This window comes from Halalkalibacter alkalisediminis (genome assembly GCF_028610705.1).
GTDB classification, from domain to species: Bacteria; Bacillota; Bacilli; order Bacillales; family Bacillaceae_D; genus Halalkalibacter; species Halalkalibacter alkalisediminis.
Genome location: NZ_JAQQWT010000003.1, coordinates 288,397 through 312,391, shown reverse-complemented (window position 1 = coordinate 312,391; position 23,995 = coordinate 288,397). Strand labels below are relative to the sequence as shown.

Here is a 23,995-nt window from a genome sequence, read left to right as displayed (position 1 = left end):
GGAAAAAAGCCTTTGGTTGGTCTTTTTTTGTATAACCCCATTTAGTGGTGACACACTATTTGTAAGGGTGGTGGAGTCGTGAATAAGTCTGTGTTAAAGAAAGTGATCGGTGATATAGAAGTAACAAGAGACTTAACACTTTTGCTTGTAATTGGAGGGCTTTATGCGTTAAGTTTTGCGTTGTCCAACACATTTGTAAATGTTTATTTGTGGAAACAGTCTGGAGAATTTGTTGATATTGCTCTTTACAACTTAGGTTCTGTCGTCATGCAACCTTTTGCTTTTATTTTAGCGGGAAGGATTGCTAAAAAAGTCGACAGGGTTATAGTGCTTAGGGGTGGTGTCATAACACTATCTATTTTTTTCTCAACTGTATTATTTTTAGGGGAGCATGCAAACGAATACCTCTTGCTTTTAGGTGCCTTAATTGGAACTGGAATTGGTTTTTATTGGTTAGCTTTTAATGTACTAACGTTTGAAATTACGGAACCTGAAACGAGAGATTTCTTTAATGGTTTTCTTGGACTATTAACTTCATTTGCTGGAATGATTGGCCCAATTTTGGCTGGGGTTATCATTACTCGAATGGAACAATTCACCGGTTACACAGTTATTTTTACCATTTCTCTTTCACTTTTTGTCGCTGCTGTTTTAACGAGCTTTTTGTTACAACGAAGATCAGCTGAGGGGCAGTTTTATTTTCGAAGAATACTCAAAGAACGTAAGAACAATTCAAATTGGCGGCAAATTACACGTGCTCATTTTTTCCAAGGTTTACGTGAAGGAACGTTTGTGTTTGTCATTGTTGTTTGGGTTTACATTGCTACTGGTAGTGAACTTGCCATTGGTACATATGGGTTAGTAGCTTCAGCTGTTCAATTTGTAGCGTATTATATTATTACTCGAGTCATAAAACCAACCTTTAGAAAGAAATTAATTTTAATTGGTGGGATGATATTATATGCTGCAATCTTCCTTATTGTAATCGGCGAACTTACTTTCACTAAATTAATTATGTATGGGGTCGTTGTATCAATAGCGTACCCTATGCTACTTGTCCCATATGTTTCTTTAACATTTGATGTTATAGGAAAAGGATGGAAAGCAGCAGAAATGCGAGTGGAATATATTGTAGTAAGAGAATTATTCGTAAATTCTGGTCGAATCGTTTCAGTATTAGCTTTTTTAGCCACCATTACGTTTTTCTCTGAGGAAAAAGGTATTCCTGTACTCTTACTTATTTTAGGTGCAGGACATGCGGTTATTTATTTCTTTGTCCGACATGTGCGTTTTAAAGATGGAAAAGGAGGAGAGAGTTACACTTTTGCTAGGCAAAAAGGTGGAGACGGCGATTCTACTAGTGAAACAAGAGTCTAATTTCATCGTGAGTGGATGGGTTTCCCTTTTGACAAAGAGAACCGATATGCTATAATAAAATCAATAAAAGTTACCTGCCGTGTTAGTCAGCTTCTACTTGTTTCGAACCTTGAATTTTCAAAGGGAGTTTTATATTGAAGCTCAGCCAACAAGCCAACATGTTTTGGAAGTTGAACGAGGTTCTGCGAACACCCACCTACTTAAGTAGGTTCATGAAACAACTGAAGCAACGGCATACGCGGGTTGCAACTACGATTTTTCTAGGCACCTCTTTGAAGGTGTCTATTCTACTTTTTAAGGGAGTTTGGAGGAATAACACAAGTGGGAAAATCAAGACAAAAGAAAAAACATCATGTCCCCATTCGTTTAAATGTGCTTTTCTTCGCGGTTTTTGTGTTGTTTTCGGCTTTAATACTTAGACTAGGAATGGTCCAAATTGTTGAAGGGCAAGAATTTGTGAAAGAATTGGAAAAAACTAGTGATACCACAGCAAGGATTGATGCTCCTAGGGGTCTCATGTACGATCGTTATGGAAATATAGTTGTTGATAATGAACTCGAACTCTCTGTCACATACACCAATCCTTCTAGAACAACGAATTCTGAAACGATCCTTGAATTAGCTCGTGAATTAGAAGAACTGATTGATGTCGAGACAGACCGAATCACAGAAAGAGATAAACGTGATTTTATTTTACTGTTGATGACAGAAGAAGAAAGATATAACTTAGTTACTCGTGAAGAAAGACAAGAGATTGAAACGGCGAGTGAAGAATATCGTCTAGAAGTTGAGCGTGTGTCAGAAGAAGCTATTCAAGCATTAACGGAACAAGACTTACGGGTGTTGGCTATTTATAGGGAGATGTCTCGTGGCTATGCAAATGCACCTCAACGAATCAAACGTGGGATTACAGATGAGGAATCTCACCAGTTAAGTGAAAATCTGTACAGGTTACCAGGGATTGATATCCAACGTGACTCTAGGAGAACTTACGTTTATGGCAACTCGTTTCGCAGTTTGTTTGGCTCAACTGGGGCTATACCGAAAGAAAAGTTAGACTATTATGTATCTAGAGGCTATGATCGTTCTGATTTTGTTGGAACTAGTTTCCTAGAATTGCAGTATGAAGATGTTCTTCGCGGAAAGAAAGCAGTAATAGAAACGTCAACTAGAGGGCAGGACAATGAAAGCTCTGTTAATGAACGTCCTGGACAACGGGGGAATGACTTAGTCCTTTCTGTGGATATGGAGTTGCAACAAAAACTTGAAGAGATTATTGAAGAAGAAATGAGAAAAGCAGGGAACTCATTTATCCTAGATCGCTCAGCCTATGGCGTATTAATGGACCCGCGAACAGGTGACATTTTAGCAATGGCTGGTTTTAATGATCCAGCGGGTTCAAATAGTCGGAATAAAGCAGATCATATCGGAAATGTGACAAAAGCTTTTGAGATGGGATCTTCAATAAAGGCAGCTTCAGTATTAACTGGTTTCGAATCAGGAGTTGCTTATCCAGGTAAGGTTTTTAATGACCGCCCAATTCGATTACCATCTACCCCTGAAAAGAAGTCGGTACGAAATTATGGTTGGGTTAATGACCAAAAAGCTCTTGAAGTTTCTTCTAACGTATATATGTTCGAAATGGGCATGTTGATGGCTGGATGTCAATATCCAAATAATTGTAGATGGACCAATTTACAGGGTGCATATGATGAAGTTAGATATAGCTTCAGTCAATTTGGTTTAGGTGCGGAAACGGGAATTGATTTACCTTCAACTTCTACAGGTTTAAGTGGTGGGAGTCAGGTTCCAGGTAATTTATTAGATCTTATGATCGGACAATATGATACGTATACTACTCTTCAACTAGCTCAATATATCTCAACTATTGCTAATGATGGATACAGAGTTCAACCACGTTTAGTGAATGAAGTTAGAGAACCGGTTGCTGATCGTAATGATTTAGGAGCTGTCGTTCAAAAGTTTGAACCAACTATTTTAAACCGCATAGATATGAGTGACGAGTATATTAGTCGTGTACAACAAGGTTTACGTAACGTGATGACGAGTGGCACTGCGAGTGGTCGCTTCTCGAATAAGTCTTATCAACCAGCTGGAAAAACTGGAACTGCTCAAGTCAGAGTGGCAGTTGGTGAAGGGGACAATCGTCGCTTAGTGGATGGCAATACACAAACGTTAGTAGGGTATGCTCCTTTCAATCAACCGGAAGTTGCCTTTGCTATTGTGGTTCCAAATGTGAAATTAGAACGTAACGGCGGTAGGCAGGGAATGGCTCAGGAAATTGCAAGCCAAGCACTAGATGTCTATTTTGATTTAAAAGAAGTTCGAAATGGTCCTAAAGCAGCAACTCCTATACTAGAGCAGCCTGACACGGAGTAAGGACCAACAGAATTTGAAATGTAGATTGCGAAGAGGGTGATCCGTAAGGTCGATACTGACCAAGCGAATCACCCTCTTTTATTACGAAATGGTTTGAATGATTTCTTCTATGGACATGTCACTACTCAATTCATATAATCCTATTTTTAATGAGGTTGACAAGCCTAATTGTTCGACAGTATGTAAAAATTGATTACGATCTTGAATGATATGACCGCTAACTAGACGATCAGCAATATCGTAACTAGACATGCCAGAATGTATCTCAAGAAAAAGAATATAAACTGTGTTTTGAAGCTCTTCAACTTGTGTATCTTGATTTTCTGGAATCTGATCTTCTCTTAAGCTCCTTAGCTCTTCCTCAGGTAAAACAGCAAGCCCATGGTTTACCATTTTAACTTTCATTTCTTTAATTGTTAGTGGTTCTTTTTCAGCTTCAAAAGAGGTGTCGTTTTGATTTAGGTAAAAGGTTGCCTCTAAAACAGCTGTTGCAAGAAATAAGCCCCCTGCAAAGGTTTGTAATCCATTGGAGCGCATACTACATCCCCGTAAAGCTATTCGATTTTTGGTAAGAATCAAGTAAGCCGTTTACTTCATCTTTCGACAATTTGGTCTTAATTGAGATCGATTGTATGTCATAGCCTTTTTCATAAAGGTCAATAATTTCTGTTAATAATTTATGATGTGAATTTGTATGGTTTTGTCTAATTGCTGTTGATTGATCAGCGCTTATTAGTAATTCGTCTTCAAGAAGGCGAATTTTACTCTTTAATTGATAAATTTCTTGCATATAAGTTATGGACATTTGATCGACTTGCTTTTCAAGCTCATCTGTTTTGTCTTTCCTGAAGAATGAAAGGATGAAGAGCAATGTTGCAAGTGTGAATAAACAAATTAAAACGATTTCTAACATAAAGCTACCTACTTTCTAAGCAATCCATTGGAGACTATGTGTGCTTTTTCTCTTTAAAAGCAATAACATCAGAAGTTAATTTAATTTTGTGTCAGAATTGAAAATCTTCTATTTGCATTATACAACTAAAAAAGCAAAATACGAAACGAAGACTTGTCGTTTCCTTCCGTATATCGACAAATTTCCTCCTTCCGGTTTTAAATCGAGTTAATCTGTGTTGTTTCAACAATATTCGACGCTCTTTTATTGACAAAATTCGCTAGCGAATAAAGGCGAATAATTTTTTTTGATCTTGAATGTGACAACTGGCTTTCGTCTGACAAAATGAGACAAATTCGCCTTCTTGTTCATAGAATTAGGGAGTTGTATGATTAACGTAACAAAAAAAGTAGTCATAAATTGAGTAATAATTGCATAAAGACATCGTTTGGCTACAGCTTATGAAAAAATAAAAGTGACAGCGAACTATTAATTAGGAGGTGAAGATAGTGATTGAACAAATATTAGCTCTACGTGAAGAGGGATACTCTTTTCGTAAGATTGCAAAAGAATTAGGAACAACGGTTGGAAAAGTGCAATATCGATATCAAAAATATCTTCAGCAACAAGAAAATCCTAACACTGTGGAGGAGGATGAACAGATTCAATTTTTACAAAGTATTCCTGCAAGCTATGATAGAGATGAGGTAACTTTATTACCGCAAAGCCCCACTGTTCTTCATGTTTTTTGGGAAATAAGCGAATCATTGAGACAAATGACAGAACATCAATGTAGGTTACCGTGGCACGAATTAAGGAAACAGTTACGTGTTTATGATTGTACGATGATTGAATTTAATGGTCACAATGCCCACAAATTTTTTGATATTGTGATTCCAGAAATGACTAATAATTGGACCATTCATAATTTAGAACCGAATCGAACGTATATGGTTGATTTCGGAGTTGTGACTAGACAGCAAACGTTTCTTTCACTGCTTCGTTCCAACGCCATAGATACTCCACGATCGACTGATAGTGAAAAGGGGTTACATGTGAACGCCGTTCATGAATGGAAACATGGTCAAACGACTGAGCCTAAATGGCTTGAACATTTTAGTACGTATTCTTATTACGAGACCGTAAAGTAAGGGGGGATTATTCTTGAAAGAAGGCTATTATTCATTAGTATTGCATGCTCATCTGCCTTATGTTCGACATAAAGAAGAGGGCCGACTGGAGGAACGTTGGCTTTTTGAGGCAATTACAGAATCTTATATCCCATTATTATGGGAGTTAAATGATACTGATATTAAGGGCGCGTTAACGATATCGTTTTCACCTCCTGTATTGGAAATGTTAGCAGACCCAATTATTCAAGAACGTTACCTAGACTACATTATTAAGACGGAAGAGTTGCTTCAAAAAGAAGTTGAATTAGCTAAAACGATAGAAGAAGAAGAACTTAACGACTATTACATACTTCGTTATCAGAAAATTAAAAAAACATTTTTAGATTTAAATAAAAATGTTTTAAATGGTTATCGGACTTTATTTAATAATGGTGCCATTTCTTGTATTACAAGTGCTGCAACACATGCCTTTTTACCTTACGTTAAAACGAAAGCTGCCATTCGCTCACAAGTTGTTGAAGCGATCCGTTGTTTTCAACAACATTTTGGAGTGAAGCCAAAAGGATTTTGGCTACCTGAGTGTGCAATAGCTCCTGGCATAGACCGAATTCTTGTGGAAGAAGGAATTACCTATTCTTTTGTTGATGAGCATGCAGTAATCACTGCTGATCCAACGCCTTCGAAAGGTTCCGGTTCACCTATTTATTCTCCGCATGGACTTATTCTTTTTCCTAGGCATACAGATCTTTCAAGTAAAGTATGGAGTTCTACATTAGGGTACCCAGGAGACGTTGATTATCGAGAATTTTATCGAGATATTGCGTATGAACGTGATTGGGATTATATCAAACCTTATGTACATGAAGAAGTAAGAATTGATACAGGAATCAAGCATAAGCGAATTACGGGACAAGGAGAAGAAAAGGACATCTATGTACCTAATTGGGCAAATGGAAAAGTACAGGCTCATGCCGAGCATTTTCTTGGAGCAATTGAACAAGAGATTTCCGAACATGGAGAACAATGCTATCCGCCTTATTTAATGATGACTCCATTTGATGCAGAGCTTTTTGGGCACTGGTGGTTTGAGGGGCCTGAATGGATTGGACAAGTTTTAGAAAAAGGACAAAATCGAATTCAATTTATCACTCCTGAGACTTACATCAACCGTCATTATCAAGATTTTGATACGGCACATGTTTCTTTTTCGACTTGGGGACGTAATGGTTATGGACATGTTTGGGTCAATGAAAAGAATGAATATTTATATAGGCATCATCAACGTATGGAAACAGACCTTACGGCAATGGTGGCATTGTTTTCGCAACCTACCGATCTTGAGAAGCGTGCTTTGAAGCAAATGGTTCGTGAATGGATGTTAGCTGTAAGTTCGGATTGGGCCTTTATTATTGATGGGCAAAGTGCGGTTCAATACGCTGAAGAGCGATTTTCTACTCACGTAAGCCGATTTGATGCTATAAAAGAAAAATTAATTGACGGAACGATTGGTGACAATTGGTTAGCTGTTATTGAACAAGGATTCCCATTCTTAAAGGATATTGATGAACAAATATTCTTTTCTACACATGATGCCTATGTGCAATCAAATAGTGAAAAGTATGGGATAGGTAATGAAAATCGTACCATTCTAATGTTGAGTTGGGAGTTTCCTCCAATGATGGTGGGAGGATTATCACGTCATGTGTTTGATTTATCAAGAGCTTTAGTTAAGGCAGGACATGAAGTACATGTTGTGACATCTTATGTAGAGGGTTATCCAGATTATGAAGTTAATCAAGGTGTGAATGTTCATCGAATAAAAGGGTTACAACCTGAATCTGAACAATTTTTTGATTGGGTAGCTAGTTTAAATCTAGCAATGGTGCAATACATTAACAAGCTTGCTAGAAAAATAAATTTTGATATTATTCATGCTCATGATTGGCTTGTTGGTGTTGCAGCAACAGCCATGAAGCGCTCCCTTCAAGTTCCTTTACTTGCTACGATTCATGCAACGGAACATGGGAGAAATAATGGCATTCATAGCGAACTTCAATATGAGATCAATCAAAAAGAATGGGAATTAAGTTATGAAGCTGATCATGTCATTGTTTGTAGCGAATATATGGAGAATGAACTTAAAACAATCTTTTCACTACCAGATGAAAAGGTCTCTGTTATTCCAAATGGTGTGGACTTTGAGCTAATCAAACCACAAATAAGTACTTATTCTCTACCGGCTAATGATGCGTTTACTATTTTTTCAGTCGGTCGAATGGTCAAAGAAAAAGGTTTTCAAACAGTCATTAATGCAGCTGCGATCTTAAAGGAACGAAATGTAAATATCCGTTTTGTTATTGCTGGTAAAGGTCCGATGCTCGCAGAATATCAGCAACAAGTGAGACAAAGAGATTTAGAGTCCCATATCGATTTTCTTGGTTTCGTAAGTGATGAAGAAAGAAACGAGTGGTTCTATCGTTGTGATGCTACGATTTTCCCTAGTCTATATGAACCATTCGGCATTGTAGCTCTTGAAGGTCTTGCAGCTGGTAAGGCAACACTTGTATCAGATACTGGTGGATTATCAGGAATTATTCGACATGAGGAAAATGGAGTTAAGTTCTTACCAGGTAATGAAGAAAGCTTAGTAACTCAAGTTCTTTATTTATATAATCATCCTATTCTAAGAGAAGCGTTAGCTACACAAGGATTAAAGGATGTCAAAACACGATTTGATTGGGGCACGATTGCAGGAGAAACAGAAAAAGCGATAAACAAGTGTCTAGGAGAAGAGTTAGAATTATCCATTTAATATAGGAGGTTTGATGCAATGAAAGGTGTCATCATGGCTGGAGGAAAAGGAACGAGACTACGCCCATTAACTTGTAATGTACCAAAACCAATGGTTCCATTAATTGAGAAACCTGTTATGCAATATAGCATTGAGCTATTAAAAAAGTATGGAATTACTGATATTGCGGTTACAATTCAATATTTACCGGATGTCATAAGAGATTATTTTGGAGACGGTTCAAGATTCGGTGTGAATTTAACATATTTCGAAGAAACAACACCTCTTGGTACAGCTGGTAGTGTAAAACAAGCTGAATCTTTCCTAGATGAACCTTTCATAGTTGTTAGTGGAGATGCCTTAACTGATTTTGATTTAAAGGCAGGAATGGACTTCCACAATGAACATAGTAGTGTTACGACTATTTTTATGAAGCAAGTGGAGTGCCCGCTTGAATTTGGCGTTATTATGACAGACGAACAAAATCAAATCGTTCGTTTTCTTGAGAAGCCGAGTTGGAGTGAAGTATTTAGTGATACGGTTAATACCGGCATATATATTATGGATCCAAGTATTTTTTCTTATATCCCAAATGATGCTGTTTGTGATTTTAGCAAAGATGTATTCCCGCGTCTATTAGAAGAACAAGCAGGAATGTACGGGTATTCTGCAACAGGATACTGGTCTGATATTGGAAATTTGAAGCAATATCGTCAAGCCCATAGTGATCTTTTGAACGGTGATATTGTTGCTGATATTGTTGGTACAGAAATTGAGCCAAAAATGTGGATCGGTGAAAATGTCATTATTGAAGAAGGTGTAAAATTAGAGGCTCCTATAGCCATTGGATCAAATACTATTATTCAGAATGGAGCTGTAATTGGTCCACATACGATTATTGGATCTGGAACTACAATCTCTAATGGAGCTTCTTTAAAAAGATCAGTGGTCTGGAATGGCAACTACATTGGTGAAAGCAGTGAACTTAGAGGTGTCACTTTATGCCACGGAGTTACAGTTGGGTCTAAGGCCTCCATCTATGAAGATGTAGTCATTGGACATCATAGTGCAGTAGGGTCAGGTGCGATTATCCAACCAGAAGCTAAAGTCTGGCCATATAAGAGAATTGAAGAGTTCTCCACAGTTGAACAAGCCTATGTCTGGAATGAAGTTGGGGTCAGGTCACTCCTAACGGGTCATAAAGCGACAGGTACTGCAAACGTTGAATTAACGCCTGAGAATGGGTCGAAATTAGGGGCGGCCTATGGAAGTTTACTTAATCAAGGAGATCGAGTGTTGGTAGCAAGTGATGGACATTCATTCTCAGAACTTTTAAAACTATCTTTGATCCAAAGTTTACAAGGGGTTGGTGTACATGTGGTTGAGCTTGGACGCACGATGTTACCAATCTTAAGATATAGTGTTGAAAATGAAGCTGTGCAAGGTGGTATCTACATTAGACTATCTGGTCGGAATGATGACAAACAAATGGTTATTGAATTCTTCAATGATGAAGGTCTACCAATTGACTCAGGGGCTCAACGTGACCTTGAACAAATTGTAACATTTCAAGCCTATCGTCGAGTGGCGTTTGATCACATTGGCGATTTAAAATATGACAATACATTAGAAGAGAAATATGATCAACAATTGTTACGTGAGATTAATCAAGTTGCAATTCAAGAAAAGAAATGGAAGGTTGGGCTTCATAATGAATCGACAAGTGAGTTAGAGTTCCTGCCTACACTGTTAAGGAAATTAGGTTGTGAAGTTCATCAAATTCCAAGGCAAATTGATGTTGATGCTATGAAAACCTATCTGCTTTCTCAAAACATAGACTTTTCAATCATGCTTGGGGAGAGTGGAGAATTTATTAGCTTAATGACAGAGCTGGGGGAACTTGTCACAGAAGAAGAACAGATGACATTGTTTCTATTATTACAACTTGAAAAAGGCTTGCGTTCAAAACTAGCTATACCTCTTTATGGTGGATCGGCTCTTGAGGAAATTGCAGCGAGTTACGAGAAGACCTTAATCCGTTCGAAGACATCAACTAGAGCAATGATGGAATCTGAAGGTACCGTGCAGATGATGTATTATGATGCTCCTTTTGCCATCGTTCATCTGTTAGAGTACTTAACAGAAAAAGACTTGTCCTTATCAACACTTTTGCCAAAGTTACCTATCCAGTCCATTTATAAGGAAGAGATAACATGCAAGACTGAACAAAAAGGATTGGTTATGAGAAAACTAATGGAGTCTATAAAAGGAAAAGAAGTCGAACTTATTGATGGAATGAAAGTACATCAAGAAGACAGTTGGACATTTATCATACCAGATCAAGAAAATGGATTGTTTACAATTTATGCTCAATCGAAAGATGGTGAGCATGCAAAACAATTGGCGGGTGAATACATTGAACAAATTAATGTTATTAAAAAGCAAACATCCTAAATGGATCATGATGTCCCACTATCGATCTCAGTTTATAAAGAGTTTTGCCATTTGGATGGAGGGGGAGTGCTCTTGGTTAAGTAGCAATGAATGGGATCTGTCTCCAAAAATCGATCATACATCTACTTTGTCCATCTTAGTGGCATATCATAAAAAGTGGAAGATACAAATTACCGTCTTACAAGAGAGATCTGCAAAGGATCTTGAAAATGTCATGACAGTTATTGTTAAAAATCAATCTGATACTAAGAAGACGATAAAACTTATTTTTCATTGTAAATTTATAGGTGAAAGTGTGAGTGGGATTTCTTTTGTAGCTCCTTCAGAGCAGAGCATCATGCAGCATAATGAAGGCCAGTTAACGTTAGTATCTTCTCAATTTAATAGGCAACAGGATAGTCAGCTTGCAGTTGGAAAGAAGGAAAAGATTTGGAACGAGCAAGAGGGGAGACTGGCTATAGCGCCTTTATGTCGCGACGGTCGTGAAAGTATGATTGTTACCAATGTAGAGCTTGATTCTTGGCAAGAAATTTACGGACGAATATGGGAAGTATCTGGATATTATGAAAGCGATGTATATGCGAAACATAAAAAGCAAAAGGCGTATGATCAATTGAAGCGAGCAGCAGAAAGAACGTTGTAAAAGAATAGAAAGATGAAAGAAACAGAGTTAATTAGTCTAAATGGAACGAATAAACACCACTGTAAAGAAAAAACACTTGATTGCTCTCTGAGAATTTGCTATCATATTCAAGTATGAAGTAAGCATAGTTTGGAGGGATAGCAAATGCGTGTACAAGTAACTCTTGCTTGCACTGAAACAGGAGATCGTAACTATATTACATCAAAAAATAAACGTGAAAATCCTGAGCGTATTGAATTGAAAAAATACAGCCCAAGATTAAAGCGTCATACGCTACACCGCGAAACAAAGTAAGCAGCTGGTTTATCCGCTGCTTTTTTTTTGTAGTTGGACCTTATTAGGTGTGAGTAGTATGCTACTAGTAAGATCGTTTTAGGTAGAAGGCTATTAAAAAAGGAAGTAGTGAGTGTTTTGAAGATAAAGCAATCTATTCGTAAACAAGTGGTCGAAAAGTTAAAGCACTTAACAAACGAACAGTACATAAAACAATCGGCACAAATAGCTCAACATTTGTTTGATTCACGATGTTGGAAAAAGGCTCAATTAATTGCCATAACAATTCCGCGTGACCAAGAGGTAGATACATATGAGATCATTAAAATGGGTTGGAAGCAAAATAAAATAATAGCTGTTCCTCGAGCGGACTTTAAAACGAAAACAATGACGTTTTATGAACTTACAAGTTTTGATAAATTAGAAGAAAGTGCATTTCGGGTAAAAGAACCTAAAGAATCGCTTTGTAGAACGATTAGTAAAGAAGAAATAGGGCTAGTTATCGTACCTGGTGTAGCCTTTGATAAAAGAGGATATCGATTAGGTTATGGTGGAGGGTTTTATGATCGTTTTCTTCCTCAAATTAAAGTCCCTACAATCGCGTTAGCATTTACGTGTCAATTGGTTAAGGAAGTACCGATCGACATTCATGATTGGAAAATAGACCATATTATTAGTCCAATGGGTTTCTATCGATGATGGAGACAGTTCTACTTTTACTTGGCGTTTTTAGTCTAGCCTTTCTCGCTTTCGCTAAAAAGAAGCTTACTGTATCTGGAGCGGTTGCTGCTTGGATCGTTGGCTCCCTTGTTGCAATGGGTTTAAAATGGTGTGGTCTTTTTTTACTAGGAATTTTCTTCGTTAGCTCAACTTGGTTGGGTACGTTAAGTGGAAAAAAAGAGAATGAGGTGATAGAGAAAGGCAATACGAGAGATGCTGCGCAAGTGTTAGCAAATGGTGGGATAGCAGCTATACTTGCTTGTGTGTATCTTTTCTTTCCGTCTCCAATTCTTATTTGTGGTTTTGTCGGATGTCTGGCTGCAGCTAATGCAGATACGTGGGCAACTGAACTTGGTGCTTTTAGTAAGAATAAGCCCTTCCACCTATTGAAAAGACAACGTGTGGAAGTAGGAACTTCTGGTGCCATGACTATACTTGGTTCAGGATCTGCTTTTGCAGGTAGTTTGCTAATTGCAATTGCGTCTATTTATTTTTGGTGGGGAGAAATGGACAGTAAAATGCTGCTACTATTTGCTTTAACAGTTGCAGGGTTTGTTGGGCATTTTGTTGATAGTTTACTTGGGGCTATTTTCCAAGTTCTTTATCGTTGCTCTTCTTGTCAAATTGAGACTGAGAGTAAAAAACATTGTGGTGTAGCAACCATTAGAATAAAGGGCGTTTCATGGATTAATAATGATGTTGTTAATCTGGTGTGTACTTTCGGTGGTGCAATTCTTGGCATCATTGCTGGCTTAATTCTTTTTTAATGTAATTAAGCAAATGTTAGTTAGTTGGTTAGTTAGTTAACTTTCTTAGGGAGGAATCAAAATGGAGGAGTCATTGGAGCGTTATTCAAGGCAAATACGTTTTTCACCTATTGGTGAAAAAGGGCAAAAGGATTTGGCCTCAAAGTCAGTCTTGATTGTTGGTGTTGGTGCACTTGGAACCGTGCTTGCTAATCATTTAGTGCGGGCAGGTGTTGGACTTGTTCGTATTGTCGACCGAGATTATGTCGAGATGAGTAATTTACAGCGACAAATGTTATTTGACGAACAAGATGTTGAGGATAGTTTACCGAAGGCAGTAGCTGCTGAGCGGAAATTAAAAGCAATCAATTCTTCCGTTACTATAGAAGCGTTTGTGACAGACGTTACAGTTGCGACATTACCAGAGTTATTAAAAGGAATTGATCTTGTTTTAGATGGAACAGATAATTTTAGGACACGATTTCTCTTAAACGATATGTGCTTTAAACAAGGTATTCCTTTCGCTTATGGAGGGGCTGTTAGTGCTAGAGGAATGTCAGCAATGTTCATTCCAAATCAAACTCCGTGCTTAAGATGCTTTATTAGTCATGGTGAAGGAAACGGACAGACCTGCGATACAATCGGTGTTATTAGTCCTGTTGTTGACATTGTTGCGTCTTATCAAGTAATTGAAGTATTAAAATACTTAGTTGGTGACCATCAGGCACTTAGAGGTACGTTAAAAAGCTTTGATGTTTGGAGAAATCATCAGTTTGATTTAAAAATGGATACACCTAAATCAGATTGCCCAACGTGTCAGAAAAAAGAGTATCCTGCGTTAATGGATGAAGAAGACCACATCACGACACTCTGTGGAAGAGAAACAGTTCAAATTCAGCGAAAAGAAAAAATTGATTTAAAAGTTTGGTCAAATAGGCTAGGTGGAATCGCTGAAATCCAAGTAACTCCCTTTCTTTTAAGAGTTCAGTTAAAAGAAGGAGAACGTTTAGTGTTATTCCCTGATGGAAGAGTACTCGTACAAGGTACAGAGGATCTGACAAGAGCAAAATCTTTGTATAGTAAATATATGGGTGGGTAAACTCATCATATTCAGGAAGGGAGTTGGCTAAAAATATGGAACAAAAAGATAAGGGCTCTAGAGTGATAGTCATTGGTACTGGATTTGTTGGTTCAAGCTATGCGTATGCTTTACTGAATCAAGAAGTAGTAGATGAACTGGTCTTGCTTGATTTAAACAAGGAGAAAGCAGAAGGCGATGCGATGGATTTAAACCATGGTATGCCTTTTGGTTCGCCAATGAAAATCTGGGCGGGAACGTATGCTGACTGCAAAGAAGCAGATCTTGTGGTTATTACAGCTGGAGCCAATCAAGGTCCTGGAGAAACACGTTTAGATTTAATTGAGAAAAACGCTAAGATCTTTAAGGGAATTGTTGAAGCAGTAATGTCAAGTGGATTTAATGGGATATTTATTATTGCCACGAATCCGGTTGATATTCTGTCTTATGCAACGTGGAAATTCTCTGGTCTGCCGATGAACCGAGTGATTGGATCAGGAACGATCCTTGATACTGCACGTTTTCGTTTTCTCATTGGACAATATTTTAATGTAGACTCACGGAATGTTCATGCTTATATAATGGGAGAACATGGGGATACGGAGTTGCCTGTATGGAGTCATGCTGATATTGGTGGTAAACCCGTTTTAAGTTACAGCAATATTGATATGAAGCAGTTAGATGAAATCTTCATCAACGTACGTGATGCAGCTTATCATATCATTGAAAGAAAGGGAGCCACGTATTATGGGATTGCTATGGGGTTGGTGCGGTTAACTAAGGCGATTTTACGAAATGAAAACTCAGTGTTAACGATATCGACCCTGTTACAGGGTGAGTACGGACTTGATGATGTTTATTTAGGGGTACCTGCAATTATTAACCGCCAAGGGGTAAGAGAAATTCTTGATCTAAAACTTAGTAATGAGGAGCACGACAAGCTTCATCACTCCGCAAGTGTGCTAAAGGAAGCAACAAAACCTGTACATGATTTATTAAAATAGATTTGTATCTTTATTTCTTTATTTGAAAAGCTTGGATAAAAATGAGGCTTTGAACACAAATTAAGAGTAGGAGGGATGATGATGTTCCAACGTCTTATTTCAATTCTATCGTTTGTGTTTTCTATGTACTTTGCTTATAAGTATCGTTATCGCGTAATTAACGCCGTACTTGGGCGTCGGATGTTACGGAAAATTGCAGTGATGCTTGCGATGCAAATTCCATTTATTCGCGATAAAGTACTTGGTTCCGTTTTACAATTTAACCGACCACAACAAAACATGTAACTATCGAAAGGTCTGTCTTCAGGTGTGATTGAAGGCAGGCTTTTTGTTTGGATTTCCTTCTAGAATAGAGAAAACTTGATATAATGGATAAAGATCCCAACTTGAACAGGAGGGTTTAAATGGAATGGCTACATCAGGATTACTTCTTTTGGAAATACATTCATCATTGTGTTTTTCAAAAAGGATACCGAGTTCATGAATTAAATCATAAAGAGGCATGGCTAGAAGATGAAGATGTAAAACCAAGACGTTTTATTCGGGTTGTTCGCATAGATATAGACTTCTCTAGTTGGCTGAGAAGAGACGTCGGTGAATCTGTGAACAAATTTGATCAAGTACGAAAACAATTGCGTTTAGGCAGGCTGATTGGAGAAAATGTATACATTAGTGTGTATCCACCTGTCGATCAATGGGAAGAGATCAATAAACCATTTTATGAGAGTAGAAAAAAACGAACAACCGTTTATTCCTCTATTATCGATCGTATTAAATCGAATCAGTTGGAAATATCTCCTGCGCCTTCTACTCATACGATTGAGGAATTAGAGTTCATGATTTTTGCTTTAAAACAAGAAATTCAACAAGCTATAAAACAGCGCGAAAGTCGGGAGAAATCATTATTTTTCTATGGCAATCCAATAGCTACTTATCTATTATTATTGAGTGTGGCCTTTATGTTTTACGTCTTAGAGCAAAATGGTAGGAGTACGTCGGTTTTGACGTTAATTAAATATGGGGCGAAATACAATCCGTTAATTCTTGATGGAGAATGGTGGCGACTATTTACGGCTATGTTTTTGCATATTGGATTTTTGCATCTATTTATGAATTCTCTTGCTCTCTTTTATCTAGGTGGAGCAGTAGAAAGGATGTTTGGAACCAGTCGTTTTCTTCTTATTTATTTTATTGCGGGCTTATCCGGATCTGTTGCTAGTTTTGCTTTTAATGAACAGGTAGCGGCAGGTGCATCTGGAGCTATTTTTGGTTGTTTTGGAGCTCTTCTTTATTTTGGAACGATTCATAAAAAATTGTTTTTCCGTACGATGGGGAAAAATGTTCTTGTGGTTCTCGTGATTAATTTAATTTTTGGATTTGCTTTTCCAATGGTAGATAACGGGGCTCATATTGGTGGGTTAATCGGAGGTTTCTTAGCTAGTTTTATTGTTCAATTACCCAAAACTCGTTTTTCAGTAAGGCAAATTACCTTTTTATTCATTACGGTTTGTTATGTAATGGGTCTTTATTGGTTTGGTGAAATAAATGAGAAGAAGGTCAGTTCTCCTTTGTTGGAACTGCAAATTGGGCAAGAGTATTTGCAAGAAGAAGAGATAGAAAAGGCCTATCCCTTTTTGCAACGTGCTGTCGATGAAGGTGCTGATATTCCTGAAGCGACTTTTCTGTTAGCATACGCAGAAGCCAAGTTTGAGAACTATGAGGAGGCAAAAACGTTATTGCTTAAGACGGTTGCTAAAAGACCTGACTTTCATGAGGCTCATTATAATTTGTCCCTTATTTATGTGGAGCTTGATCAGTTAGAAGAAGCACGCGCCTCCATCCAACGTGCAGTCCAAATTCATCCTGAACAAGCGTATCTCGACTTACAAGAGAGACTTCAATAAAGGCAATTGTTAGTAAGGTGGGATTTTAACATAGAAAAGAAGGTGTGAGTTTGCCCACACCGGATAGGTGTATTAATTTTGGAGCGTTTGTAGAAGTTGAACAGGTTCTCCATCGGATGTTCGAAATAGAACAAAAAAGTGGTCAGGAGTTTTGGGCACGAGAATGACAGGGACGGTACTACCTACAGGACTGACGGTAGTACCGTCTTGTTTTGTAATTCCTAGTACGTAGTTTTTATATAACCCCTCCCATAGCCCTCCTAAAAATTGAGCTGTTTTTTCTTGAGTTAAACCAGGTATAGGTTTTTCTTCGTATAGCACTAAGTCTGTTAAGGGAATACGAAGATAGTTATCTTGTGGAAGATTATAATATTCAAACAAAGAATCCCAGTCATAATCTTGCTGTTGTTTTAAAATGTAATCCAAAATTCGCTTACTTTCTTTTTCCTCTTCTGTTTGCGGTATGCGAAAAGCATGTAGTGGGGTTAAAGGAGAGTCAATGACATAAAGTTGGTCAAAACTCAACTTTTGGGCACTTTTAATCTCATCGTTGGGATAATGTAATTCAGCATGATGAAAGGTCACAACTCGATAATGACCACTGTCATCTGATTTTACATCTTTCTCCATTTGGATTGTTGATGTATTCTCCTGCCAAGAAGACAGTGTATCTTTTAAATATCCGTCTTCAAATAAAAGAGAAACATCTTGTCGTAAGTAAGCATCCTGATTTAGAACAGACTTTACAGTCCAATCAAGAGTATACTCGTCTTCGTCCTCCATAGTCTGGAATTGAATTCGAGATGTGGCCTCTTCGAAGGTAGCATTTGGATCTATAGGAAAAAAGATTAAAGCGTCCCTCAGTGGCTCCGGTTTGATTGAAATCACAAGAAAGAGTCCAACGAAAAATGATGTAATTAATAAGGTGATTGCAAATTTCCATTTACTCATACTAGTCCCTCCAATGGACAAACTATTTGCACCATTTATATGTCACTCAAAAAGGCAATATGCATGATCGATGCATGGAATTAGAACCTGAAGCAAATAATGTAAAACAATTGGAGGTGACGAAGGATGAGCAAAAAAGATATAAAAAACCCAGTAACGATCATCTACAAACAAAATGTTGAATTTCTAAAGAAAGAATTAGATGTAGATACAAGTTTTGATTTAATTCATTTGGAGCTTGAACATGCTGACCGCGAAATGTCGCTATTTCTAGTTGATGGTTTCGGGAAAGATCAGGCAATTACTCAAATTCAACGTGAATTACGTATCATGAAAGCATCAGATCTAGCAGATCGACCGTTAGATAAATTAATTAAACATCATATCCCTTATGCAGAAATAGAAACAACTGATGACTTAGATAATGTAGTAGATCAAGTTCTTGCAGGGCCAGCAGCTTTAGTTGTGGAAGGTCTAGATAAAGTCATTTTAGTCGACACGCGCGAATATCCAGTACGTGGACCGGAGGAACCAGATACTGAAAAGGTGATTCGAGGATCAAAGGATGGGTTTGTCGAAACACTCGTGATGAATGCTGCACTGATGAGAAGACGAATACGTGATAAGACGATGAAAGTCGAATATGTTTCAGTAGGACGACGGTCTAAATCAGACTTGGCAATTACATACATCGCAGATATTGCTGATCAAGATATCGTTCATAAAATTAAAGAGTCACTCGCTAAAATTGATACAGATGGGTTGCCAATGGGAGATAAGACGATAGAGGAATTTATCTTTGACCATAATTATAATCCTTACCCTATGGTGCGCTATACGGAAAGACCCGATGTTGCAGCTACTCACTTACTAGAGGGGCATGTTATCATTATGGTCGATGGTTCCCCAAGTGTGATGATTTCGCCGACAACATTTTGGCATCATATGCAGCACGCAGAGGAATACCGGCAAAAGCCACTAGTCGGAACTGCATTAAGGTTTGTTCGGTACATCGCTGTATGGGCATCACTATTTTTAATCCCTATGTGGTATTTAGTAGCAACCAATGATCAATTAGGTCCTCATACTCTTGATTTTATTGGTGCGGAAGAAGAAGGAACCGTACCCCTTTATATTCAATTTTTAGCTGCTGAGGTTGGAATAGAAATGCTGAGGATGGCTGCGATTCATACTCCTAATGCCCTTGCCACTGCTCTGGGTCTTGTCGCAGCTCTATTAATTGGTGATGTAGCAATCAACGTCGGATTGTTTTCACCTGAAGTGGTTTTATACTTAGCTGTCGCAGCAGTTGGAACATTTGCAACTCCAAGTTATGAGATGAGTCTAGCAAACCGATTAATTCGAGTTGCTTTATTAATTAGTACAGCGATTTTTGGTTTACCTGGATTTATGATAGGGGTAACCGTTTGGCTGTTAATGTTAGTACATTTAAAAGCTTTAGGAACGCCTTATATGTGGCCATTTATTCCTTTTAATGCATCTGCCTTACGTGATGTTTTCTTCCGTGTTTCCATGCCTGTTAAAAAACGTAGACCAACCGTCGTACATCCGAATGACCCAGATCGATAATAAACTCGATGGAGCAATATCAAATGTAAAGAAGGTGACTCAAATGAGTCACCTTCTTTACATTTTACAATTGCTCTTCCATTTCTCGCTCATATAGATCATCTTTAATAAAAATATTTGCCTGATCGACAGCTCGAGAATCATCTGCTACAACAAGTCCGAATGGAGTCTTTTTCTGAGGTGTCACAATGGTAAAACGTACACCTAGTTTGCTTGCTTCTTGAATGTAATTGGAATAATTGCTGTAATTTAGATCTCCATTCACATACAGGTGTATATTGGATTTTTTCTTCAGAATATCCAAGACTTCTGAATACATCCCTTTATGAATAACTTGTTTTTTGGTTAATGCAATATGAATTCGTTCTAATATAGTAGTTAAAAATAAATTTCTTTCCTCAGGTCTAATTTCTAAAGAACCGTATATTGCACGGTCAATGATATCTTGAACTTTTTCAGTCATTATTTTCCCTCTTCTCAAGCTGTACTTTGTCCTTCTTTTTTACTTAAGACATACATATCATACCATAACAGGCAACTAGCGCTGTGATCTTTCATACGTTTTTCAAGCGTAGGTTTCGTAAAAAAGCATCTAAAAAGGATGGTGTTTCATCATGTGGTTAATCATGATTATTTTAGTGTTTGTCTTCACATTGGGGCTAACAATAGGTGGTCTATTAGCTGCTCCACGGGAACCAGTTAAGCCGCTTCACCTTTTCTTATTTTCTTTATTTTTCTTATTTTTATGTTATATAGGAATGATCTCGGGAATGTTTATAACTGGTTGGTTGGCTATTAGAGTCGTTGAAATCCTCTTGTCCATTCTAGCTATTTTATTTATTGTTGCTTGCTTTAGCCGGTATCATCCCACTTTGGGATTCTTTCATCCAGAAGATCGTATTTTAATTAGTGTCTTGGCGTTACTGTTTTTCTTCATGGGTGTAGAATGGGGCCTACTTGAATTTAGAACCTTTTTTACGATAGCGGCAGGAGTATTATTTACTGCAGCACTGGCCTTAGGAATCTACATGCAAATGCAAATCCGACAAGCTTTATGGCGCCATTCTTCCTCAGCTTTCACTCCTCTTATTTGGCTACTTTTCGTATCCGTATTGAAGCTGTTATAATAAGACAGAGGTGGGCTTATGAAAACAATGTATGACATAGGGCAACTGCTAAAAAAGCATGGTACTATTATTTATACACGCGACCGTTCTTTTGATCTTTTGCTAATGGAGGACGAGTTGCGTGAACTGTACGAAATGAAATTAATCGATGTTTATCAATTTCAGCAAGGGTTACTCATTTTACGAAACGAAAAAGTAAACAAAGTTAAGGGTGGAGAGACATGAAAAAGAATTGGTATGTTGGTGTTGATATTGGGGGTACAACCATAAAAATGGCCTTTGTTACAGCTAAAGGTGAAATTGTAACAAAATGGGAAATACCAACGAATAAAATAGATGAGGGAAAGCACATTACTAGTGATATAGCACAAGCAATAGAAGAAAAGTGCAAGGAACTAGGCGAAGAAAAGGACATATTAGTTTCAATAGGGCTAGGTGCCCCTGGGTTTATTAATATGGAAAATGGCTTCATTTATCAAGCGGTTAATATTGGTTGGGTCGATTTTCCTTTAAAAGAACAACTTGAGGAAAAGACAGGTCTTACTGTAACGGTAGATAATGATGCCAATATTGCAGCTCTCGGTGAGATGTGGACAGGTGCCGGTGATGGTGCGAAAAATCTTCTATGTGTAACTCTTGGTACGGGTGTAGGTGGAGGGATTATTACGAATGGACAGATCCTACACGGAGTGAATGGAATGGCTGGAGAAATTGGCCATTATACTTCAGTTCCAGAGGGTGGAGCAGCTTGTAACTGCGGAAAAACCGGTTGCCTAGAAACGATTGCATCTGCTACAGGCATAGCGAGGCTTGCAGTTGAAAAACTTGCGGATTATCCTGAGAGTGTCTTAAAAGCAACTTATGATCAGCGTGCTACGATCTCATCTAAAGATGTTTTTGAAGCTGCAGAAAAAGGGGACAAGCTTGGAAATAAGGTAATTGAAGAGGTGAGTTTCCACCTAGGTCTGGCACTAGCTAACCTCGCCATTGCCCTAAACCCGGAGAAAATTGTTTTAGGTGGTGGAGTCTCAAAGGCAGGCTCACTTTTATTAGGACCACTTGAAGAACAGTTCAAACGATTTGCACTAGCTCGAGTGGCAGAAGGTTGCGAATTTAAAATTGCGACTTTAGGCAATGATGCAGGAGTCATCGGTGGGGCTTGGCTTGCAAAGCAGGTTTAGGGTAACGTTAGTTTTTTAAGGTACATATAATAAAGATGAAAATAGCAGCGAGCTTCATCATAAAGGAGACAAAATTGAATGTCAGAATTTAGAACAGAACGAGATCTAATTGGAGAAAAGCGAGTACCTAAGGAAGCCTATTACGGTATTCAAACGATGCGTGCAAGGGAAAACTTCCCAATTACAGGATACCCTCCTCATCCTGAGCTTATTCGAGCTTTTGGTTACGTCAAAAAAGCAGCAGCAATGGCTAATCGGGATGTGGGCGTTCTACAAGTGAACATAGCAGACGCAATCATTGAGGCTGCAGAAGAAGTGGTTAATGGAAATTTTAACGATTATTTTATTGTTGATGCCATTCAAGGAGGAGCCGGGACTTCGTTTAACATGAATGCAAATGAAGTCATAGCTAATCGTGCAATTGAATTGCTAGGTGGTCAAAAAGGCGAGTACATCCGAGTAAGTCCTAATACACATGTTAACATGGCTCAATCGACTAATGATGCGTTTCCTACAGCTATTCATATTTCGGCTCTCCGATTAGCCGATGGTTTGACGAAAGAATTAGAAAAGCTGATTGATGCAATGAAAGCAAAAGAATTGGAATTTGATGATGTTCTTAAAATGGGTAGAACTCACCTTCAAGACGCAGTACCAATTCGGTTAGGACAAGAGTTTGGTGCTTATCGTCGTGTGTTGACACGTGACCTTGGACGAATTAAACGATCAGTTGATCATTTATACGAAGTGAACATGGGGGCTACAGCTGTAGGTACTGGTTTGAATGCTAAGCCTGAGTACATTAAAAAGGTAGCTAAGTATTTAGCGGATATAACCGGCTATCCATTTAAAACGGCTGAAAATCTTATTGATGCGACTCAAAATACGGATGCTTATACAGAAGTATCAAGCGCTTTAAAAATTACAGCCATTAATTTATCGAAAATAGCAAATGACTTAAGGTTGATGAGTTCAGGACCTCGAACAGGTTTTAATGAAATTAATTTGCCTTCGAGACAACCTGGTTCTTCTATTATGCCAGGGAAAGTGAACCCAGTGATGTGTGAAGTAATTAATCAAATTTCGTTTCAAGTGATTGGTAATGATCACACGATCTGTTTAGCATCAGAAGCAGGCCAACTTGAACTTAACGTTATGGAGCCTGTTTTAGTATTCAACTTATTACAATCTTTCTCGATTTTACAAAATGGTATTCGGGTCTTTAAAGACTATGCCATTGAAGGATTGACAGCTAATATCGATCACTGTCGTGAGCTTGTTGAAAGAAGCGTGGGAATTATTACGGCTATTAACCCGCATGTTGGATATGAGGTAGCATCTAGGGTAGCGAAAGAAGCGATTAAATCGAATCGGCCAGTAAGAGAAATTTGTCTTGAACGTGGGATTTTGTCAGAAGAAGAGCTAAATGAAATTTTGGATCCTAAAGAAATGACCAATCCTGGCATAGCTGGTGCTCGTTTTATACAAGGGAAATGAAAGTTTTAAGAAAAAGAACCGATTATGATAAATTTAAGCAACATATGGCTATAAATTAAATAGATGACTCAACTTGCTTATTCTTTAGAATGAAAAGTAGTGCAAAACGGTTCAGTTTCGCGCTATAATGTAATTCTTTAGAGAATCGGTTGAGTGATCTTTTTTTTGAGTTTTTTTGATGAATTTGAAACATTTACGGTTAGTCATCCGTCTAATATATTAGGTAGTTACAAA

At 37.9% G+C, this 23,995-nt stretch carries 22 protein-coding genes and 1 other RNA gene; 19 read left to right on the top strand and 4 right to left on the bottom strand.

Features of this window, described 5'->3' with window-relative positions:
- The first annotated feature begins 78 nt into the window (after positions 1–78).
- The 3 genes from PQ474_RS06445 to PQ474_RS06435 all read left to right on the top strand — a co-directional run bounded on the left by PQ474_RS06445 (position 79) and on the right by PQ474_RS06435 (position 3,777).
- Positions 79–1,377: an MFS transporter gene (locus PQ474_RS06445; protein ID WP_273841213.1), complete on the top strand. Its 1,299-nt coding sequence runs from the start codon at positions 79–81 to the stop codon at positions 1,375–1,377.
- 68 nt (positions 1,378–1,445) lie between these two features.
- Positions 1,446–1,626, top strand: a non-coding RNA gene (gene ssrS / locus PQ474_RS06440) — 6S RNA.
- A 72-nt stretch (positions 1,627–1,698) separates the two neighbouring features.
- Positions 1,699–3,777, top strand: a complete 2,079-nt coding sequence (locus PQ474_RS06435; RefSeq protein WP_273841212.1) for a peptidoglycan D,D-transpeptidase FtsI family protein — start codon at positions 1,699–1,701, stop codon at positions 3,775–3,777.
- An 81-nt stretch (positions 3,778–3,858) separates the two neighbouring features.
- On the opposite strand, the gene PQ474_RS06430 is transcribed toward PQ474_RS06435, so the two are convergent.
- Complete coding sequence (locus tag PQ474_RS06430) at positions 3,859–4,314, bottom strand: hypothetical protein (protein ID WP_273841211.1); 456 nt, start codon at positions 4,312–4,314, stop codon at positions 3,859–3,861.
- A gap of 1 nt (position 4,315) precedes the next feature.
- A complete protein-coding gene (locus PQ474_RS06425) occupies positions 4,316–4,690 on the bottom strand; it encodes a hypothetical protein (protein WP_273841210.1) in 375 nt (124 codons plus the stop codon).
- 488 nt (positions 4,691–5,178) lie between these two features.
- On the opposite strand from PQ474_RS06425, the gene PQ474_RS06420 reads away from it, so the two are divergent.
- The 11 genes from PQ474_RS06420 (at position 5,179) to PQ474_RS06370 (ending at position 17,415) form a co-directional block, all read left to right on the top strand.
- Positions 5,179–5,820: a DUF4912 domain-containing protein gene (locus PQ474_RS06420; RefSeq protein ID WP_273841209.1), complete on the top strand. Its 642-nt coding sequence runs from the start codon at positions 5,179–5,181 to the stop codon at positions 5,818–5,820.
- A 13-nt stretch (positions 5,821–5,833) separates the two neighbouring features.
- Positions 5,834–8,614: a 1,4-alpha-glucan branching protein domain-containing protein gene (locus PQ474_RS06415; protein WP_273841208.1), complete on the top strand. Its 2,781-nt coding sequence runs from the start codon at positions 5,834–5,836 to the stop codon at positions 8,612–8,614.
- Between the two features lie 18 nt (positions 8,615–8,632).
- Complete coding sequence (locus PQ474_RS06410) at positions 8,633–11,047, top strand: sugar phosphate nucleotidyltransferase (RefSeq protein WP_273841207.1); 2,415 nt, start codon at positions 8,633–8,635, stop codon at positions 11,045–11,047.
- Entirely contained in the window at positions 11,010–11,690 is a 681-nt protein-coding gene (locus PQ474_RS06405; protein ID WP_273841206.1) for a hypothetical protein, read from the top strand. The genes PQ474_RS06410 and PQ474_RS06405 overlap by 38 nt, the downstream gene beginning before the upstream one ends.
- Positions 11,691–11,834: 144 nt before the next feature.
- The gene (gene rpmG, locus PQ474_RS06400) at positions 11,835–11,984 is read left to right on the top strand and encodes a 50S ribosomal protein L33 (protein WP_273841205.1); all 150 of its coding nucleotides are present in this window, start codon (positions 11,835–11,837) and stop codon (positions 11,982–11,984) included.
- 117 nt (positions 11,985–12,101) lie between these two features.
- Entirely contained in the window at positions 12,102–12,662 is a 561-nt protein-coding gene (locus PQ474_RS06395; RefSeq protein WP_273841204.1) for a 5-formyltetrahydrofolate cyclo-ligase, read from the top strand.
- Positions 12,659–13,450, top strand: coding sequence for a DUF92 domain-containing protein (locus PQ474_RS06390; RefSeq protein ID WP_273841203.1), 792 nt, complete (start codon positions 12,659–12,661; stop codon positions 13,448–13,450). Before PQ474_RS06395 ends, PQ474_RS06390 begins: the two co-directional genes overlap by 4 nt.
- A 61-nt stretch (positions 13,451–13,511) precedes the next feature.
- Entirely contained in the window at positions 13,512–14,528 is a 1,017-nt protein-coding gene (locus tag PQ474_RS06385; RefSeq protein ID WP_273841202.1) for a ThiF family adenylyltransferase, read from the top strand.
- A 35-nt stretch (positions 14,529–14,563) separates the two neighbouring features.
- On the top strand, positions 14,564–15,511 hold the full coding sequence (locus PQ474_RS06380; RefSeq protein ID WP_273841201.1) for an L-lactate dehydrogenase: 948 nt from the start codon (positions 14,564–14,566) through the stop codon (positions 15,509–15,511).
- An 81-nt stretch (positions 15,512–15,592) separates the two neighbouring features.
- A complete protein-coding gene (locus PQ474_RS06375) occupies positions 15,593–15,796 on the top strand; it encodes a sodium:proton antiporter (protein WP_273841200.1) in 204 nt (67 codons plus the stop codon).
- Between the two features lie 119 nt (positions 15,797–15,915).
- Positions 15,916–17,415: a rhomboid family intramembrane serine protease gene (locus PQ474_RS06370; RefSeq protein WP_273841199.1), complete on the top strand. Its 1,500-nt coding sequence runs from the start codon at positions 15,916–15,918 to the stop codon at positions 17,413–17,415.
- A 72-nt stretch (positions 17,416–17,487) separates the two neighbouring features.
- Here the strand turns inward: PQ474_RS06370 and PQ474_RS06365 are convergent, their stop codons facing one another.
- Complete coding sequence (locus tag PQ474_RS06365) at positions 17,488–18,366, bottom strand: hypothetical protein (protein ID WP_273841198.1); 879 nt, start codon at positions 18,364–18,366, stop codon at positions 17,488–17,490.
- Positions 18,367–18,492: 126 nt separating this feature from the next.
- On the opposite strand from PQ474_RS06365, the gene PQ474_RS06360 reads away from it, so the two are divergent.
- Complete coding sequence (locus PQ474_RS06360) at positions 18,493–19,956, top strand: spore germination protein (protein WP_273841197.1); 1,464 nt, start codon at positions 18,493–18,495, stop codon at positions 19,954–19,956.
- 64 nt (positions 19,957–20,020) lie between these two features.
- On the opposite strand, the gene PQ474_RS06355 is transcribed toward PQ474_RS06360, so the two are convergent.
- Positions 20,021–20,419 (bottom strand): YueI family protein, encoded by a 399-nt coding sequence (locus tag PQ474_RS06355; protein WP_273841196.1) that lies wholly within the window; start codon positions 20,417–20,419, stop codon positions 20,021–20,023.
- A 151-nt stretch (positions 20,420–20,570) separates the two neighbouring features.
- Between PQ474_RS06355 and PQ474_RS06350 the strand changes: the two genes are divergently transcribed.
- The 4 genes from PQ474_RS06350 to aspA all read left to right on the top strand — a co-directional run bounded on the left by PQ474_RS06350 (position 20,571) and on the right by aspA (position 23,761).
- Positions 20,571–21,083, top strand: coding sequence for a hypothetical protein (locus PQ474_RS06350; RefSeq protein WP_273841195.1), 513 nt, complete (start codon positions 20,571–20,573; stop codon positions 21,081–21,083).
- A gap of 18 nt (positions 21,084–21,101) precedes the next feature.
- Positions 21,102–21,308, top strand: coding sequence for a YqgQ family protein (locus PQ474_RS06345; RefSeq protein WP_273841194.1), 207 nt, complete (start codon positions 21,102–21,104; stop codon positions 21,306–21,308).
- The gene (locus PQ474_RS06340) at positions 21,305–22,264 is read left to right on the top strand and encodes an ROK family glucokinase (protein WP_273841193.1); all 960 of its coding nucleotides are present in this window, start codon (positions 21,305–21,307) and stop codon (positions 22,262–22,264) included. Before PQ474_RS06345 ends, PQ474_RS06340 begins: the two co-directional genes overlap by 4 nt.
- Positions 22,265–22,342: 78 nt before the next feature.
- A complete protein-coding gene (aspA, locus tag PQ474_RS06335; RefSeq protein ID WP_273841192.1) occupies positions 22,343–23,761 on the top strand; it encodes an aspartate ammonia-lyase in 1,419 nt (472 codons plus the stop codon).
- The last annotated feature ends 234 nt before the right edge of the window (positions 23,762–23,995 follow it).

Excerpts from the sequence above, each read along its gene's own strand:
- PQ474_RS06340 (WP_273841193.1), top strand. The coding sequence starts at position 21,305 with ATGAAAAAGAATTGGTATGTTGGTGTTGATATTGGGGGTACAACCATA.
- PQ474_RS06410 (WP_273841207.1), top strand. The coding sequence starts at position 8,633 with ATGAAAGGTGTCATCATGGCTGGAGGAAAAGGAACGAGACTACGCCCA.
- PQ474_RS06430 (WP_273841211.1), bottom strand. The coding sequence starts at position 4,314 with ATGCGCTCCAATGGATTACAAACCTTTGCAGGGGGCTTATTTCTTGCA.
- PQ474_RS06355 (WP_273841196.1), bottom strand. The coding sequence starts at position 20,419 with ATGACTGAAAAAGTTCAAGATATCATTGACCGTGCAATATACGGTTCT.
- PQ474_RS06390 (WP_273841203.1), top strand. The coding sequence starts at position 12,659 with ATGATGGAGACAGTTCTACTTTTACTTGGCGTTTTTAGTCTAGCCTTT.
- rpmG (WP_273841205.1), top strand. The coding sequence starts at position 11,835 with ATGCGTGTACAAGTAACTCTTGCTTGCACTGAAACAGGAGATCGTAAC.
- PQ474_RS06345 (WP_273841194.1), top strand. The coding sequence starts at position 21,102 with ATGAAAACAATGTATGACATAGGGCAACTGCTAAAAAAGCATGGTACT.
- PQ474_RS06370 (WP_273841199.1), top strand. The coding sequence starts at position 15,916 with ATGGAATGGCTACATCAGGATTACTTCTTTTGGAAATACATTCATCAT.
- PQ474_RS06360 (WP_273841197.1), top strand. The coding sequence starts at position 18,493 with ATGAGCAAAAAAGATATAAAAAACCCAGTAACGATCATCTACAAACAA.
- PQ474_RS06385 (WP_273841202.1), top strand. The coding sequence starts at position 13,512 with ATGGAGGAGTCATTGGAGCGTTATTCAAGGCAAATACGTTTTTCACCT.
- aspA (WP_273841192.1), top strand. The coding sequence starts at position 22,343 with ATGTCAGAATTTAGAACAGAACGAGATCTAATTGGAGAAAAGCGAGTA.
- PQ474_RS06425 (WP_273841210.1), bottom strand. The coding sequence starts at position 4,690 with ATGTTAGAAATCGTTTTAATTTGTTTATTCACACTTGCAACATTGCTC.
- PQ474_RS06380 (WP_273841201.1), top strand. The coding sequence starts at position 14,564 with ATGGAACAAAAAGATAAGGGCTCTAGAGTGATAGTCATTGGTACTGGA.
- PQ474_RS06350 (WP_273841195.1), top strand. The coding sequence starts at position 20,571 with ATGTGGTTAATCATGATTATTTTAGTGTTTGTCTTCACATTGGGGCTA.
- PQ474_RS06375 (WP_273841200.1), top strand. The coding sequence starts at position 15,593 with ATGTTCCAACGTCTTATTTCAATTCTATCGTTTGTGTTTTCTATGTAC.
- PQ474_RS06365 (WP_273841198.1), bottom strand. The coding sequence starts at position 18,366 with ATGAGTAAATGGAAATTTGCAATCACCTTATTAATTACATCATTTTTC.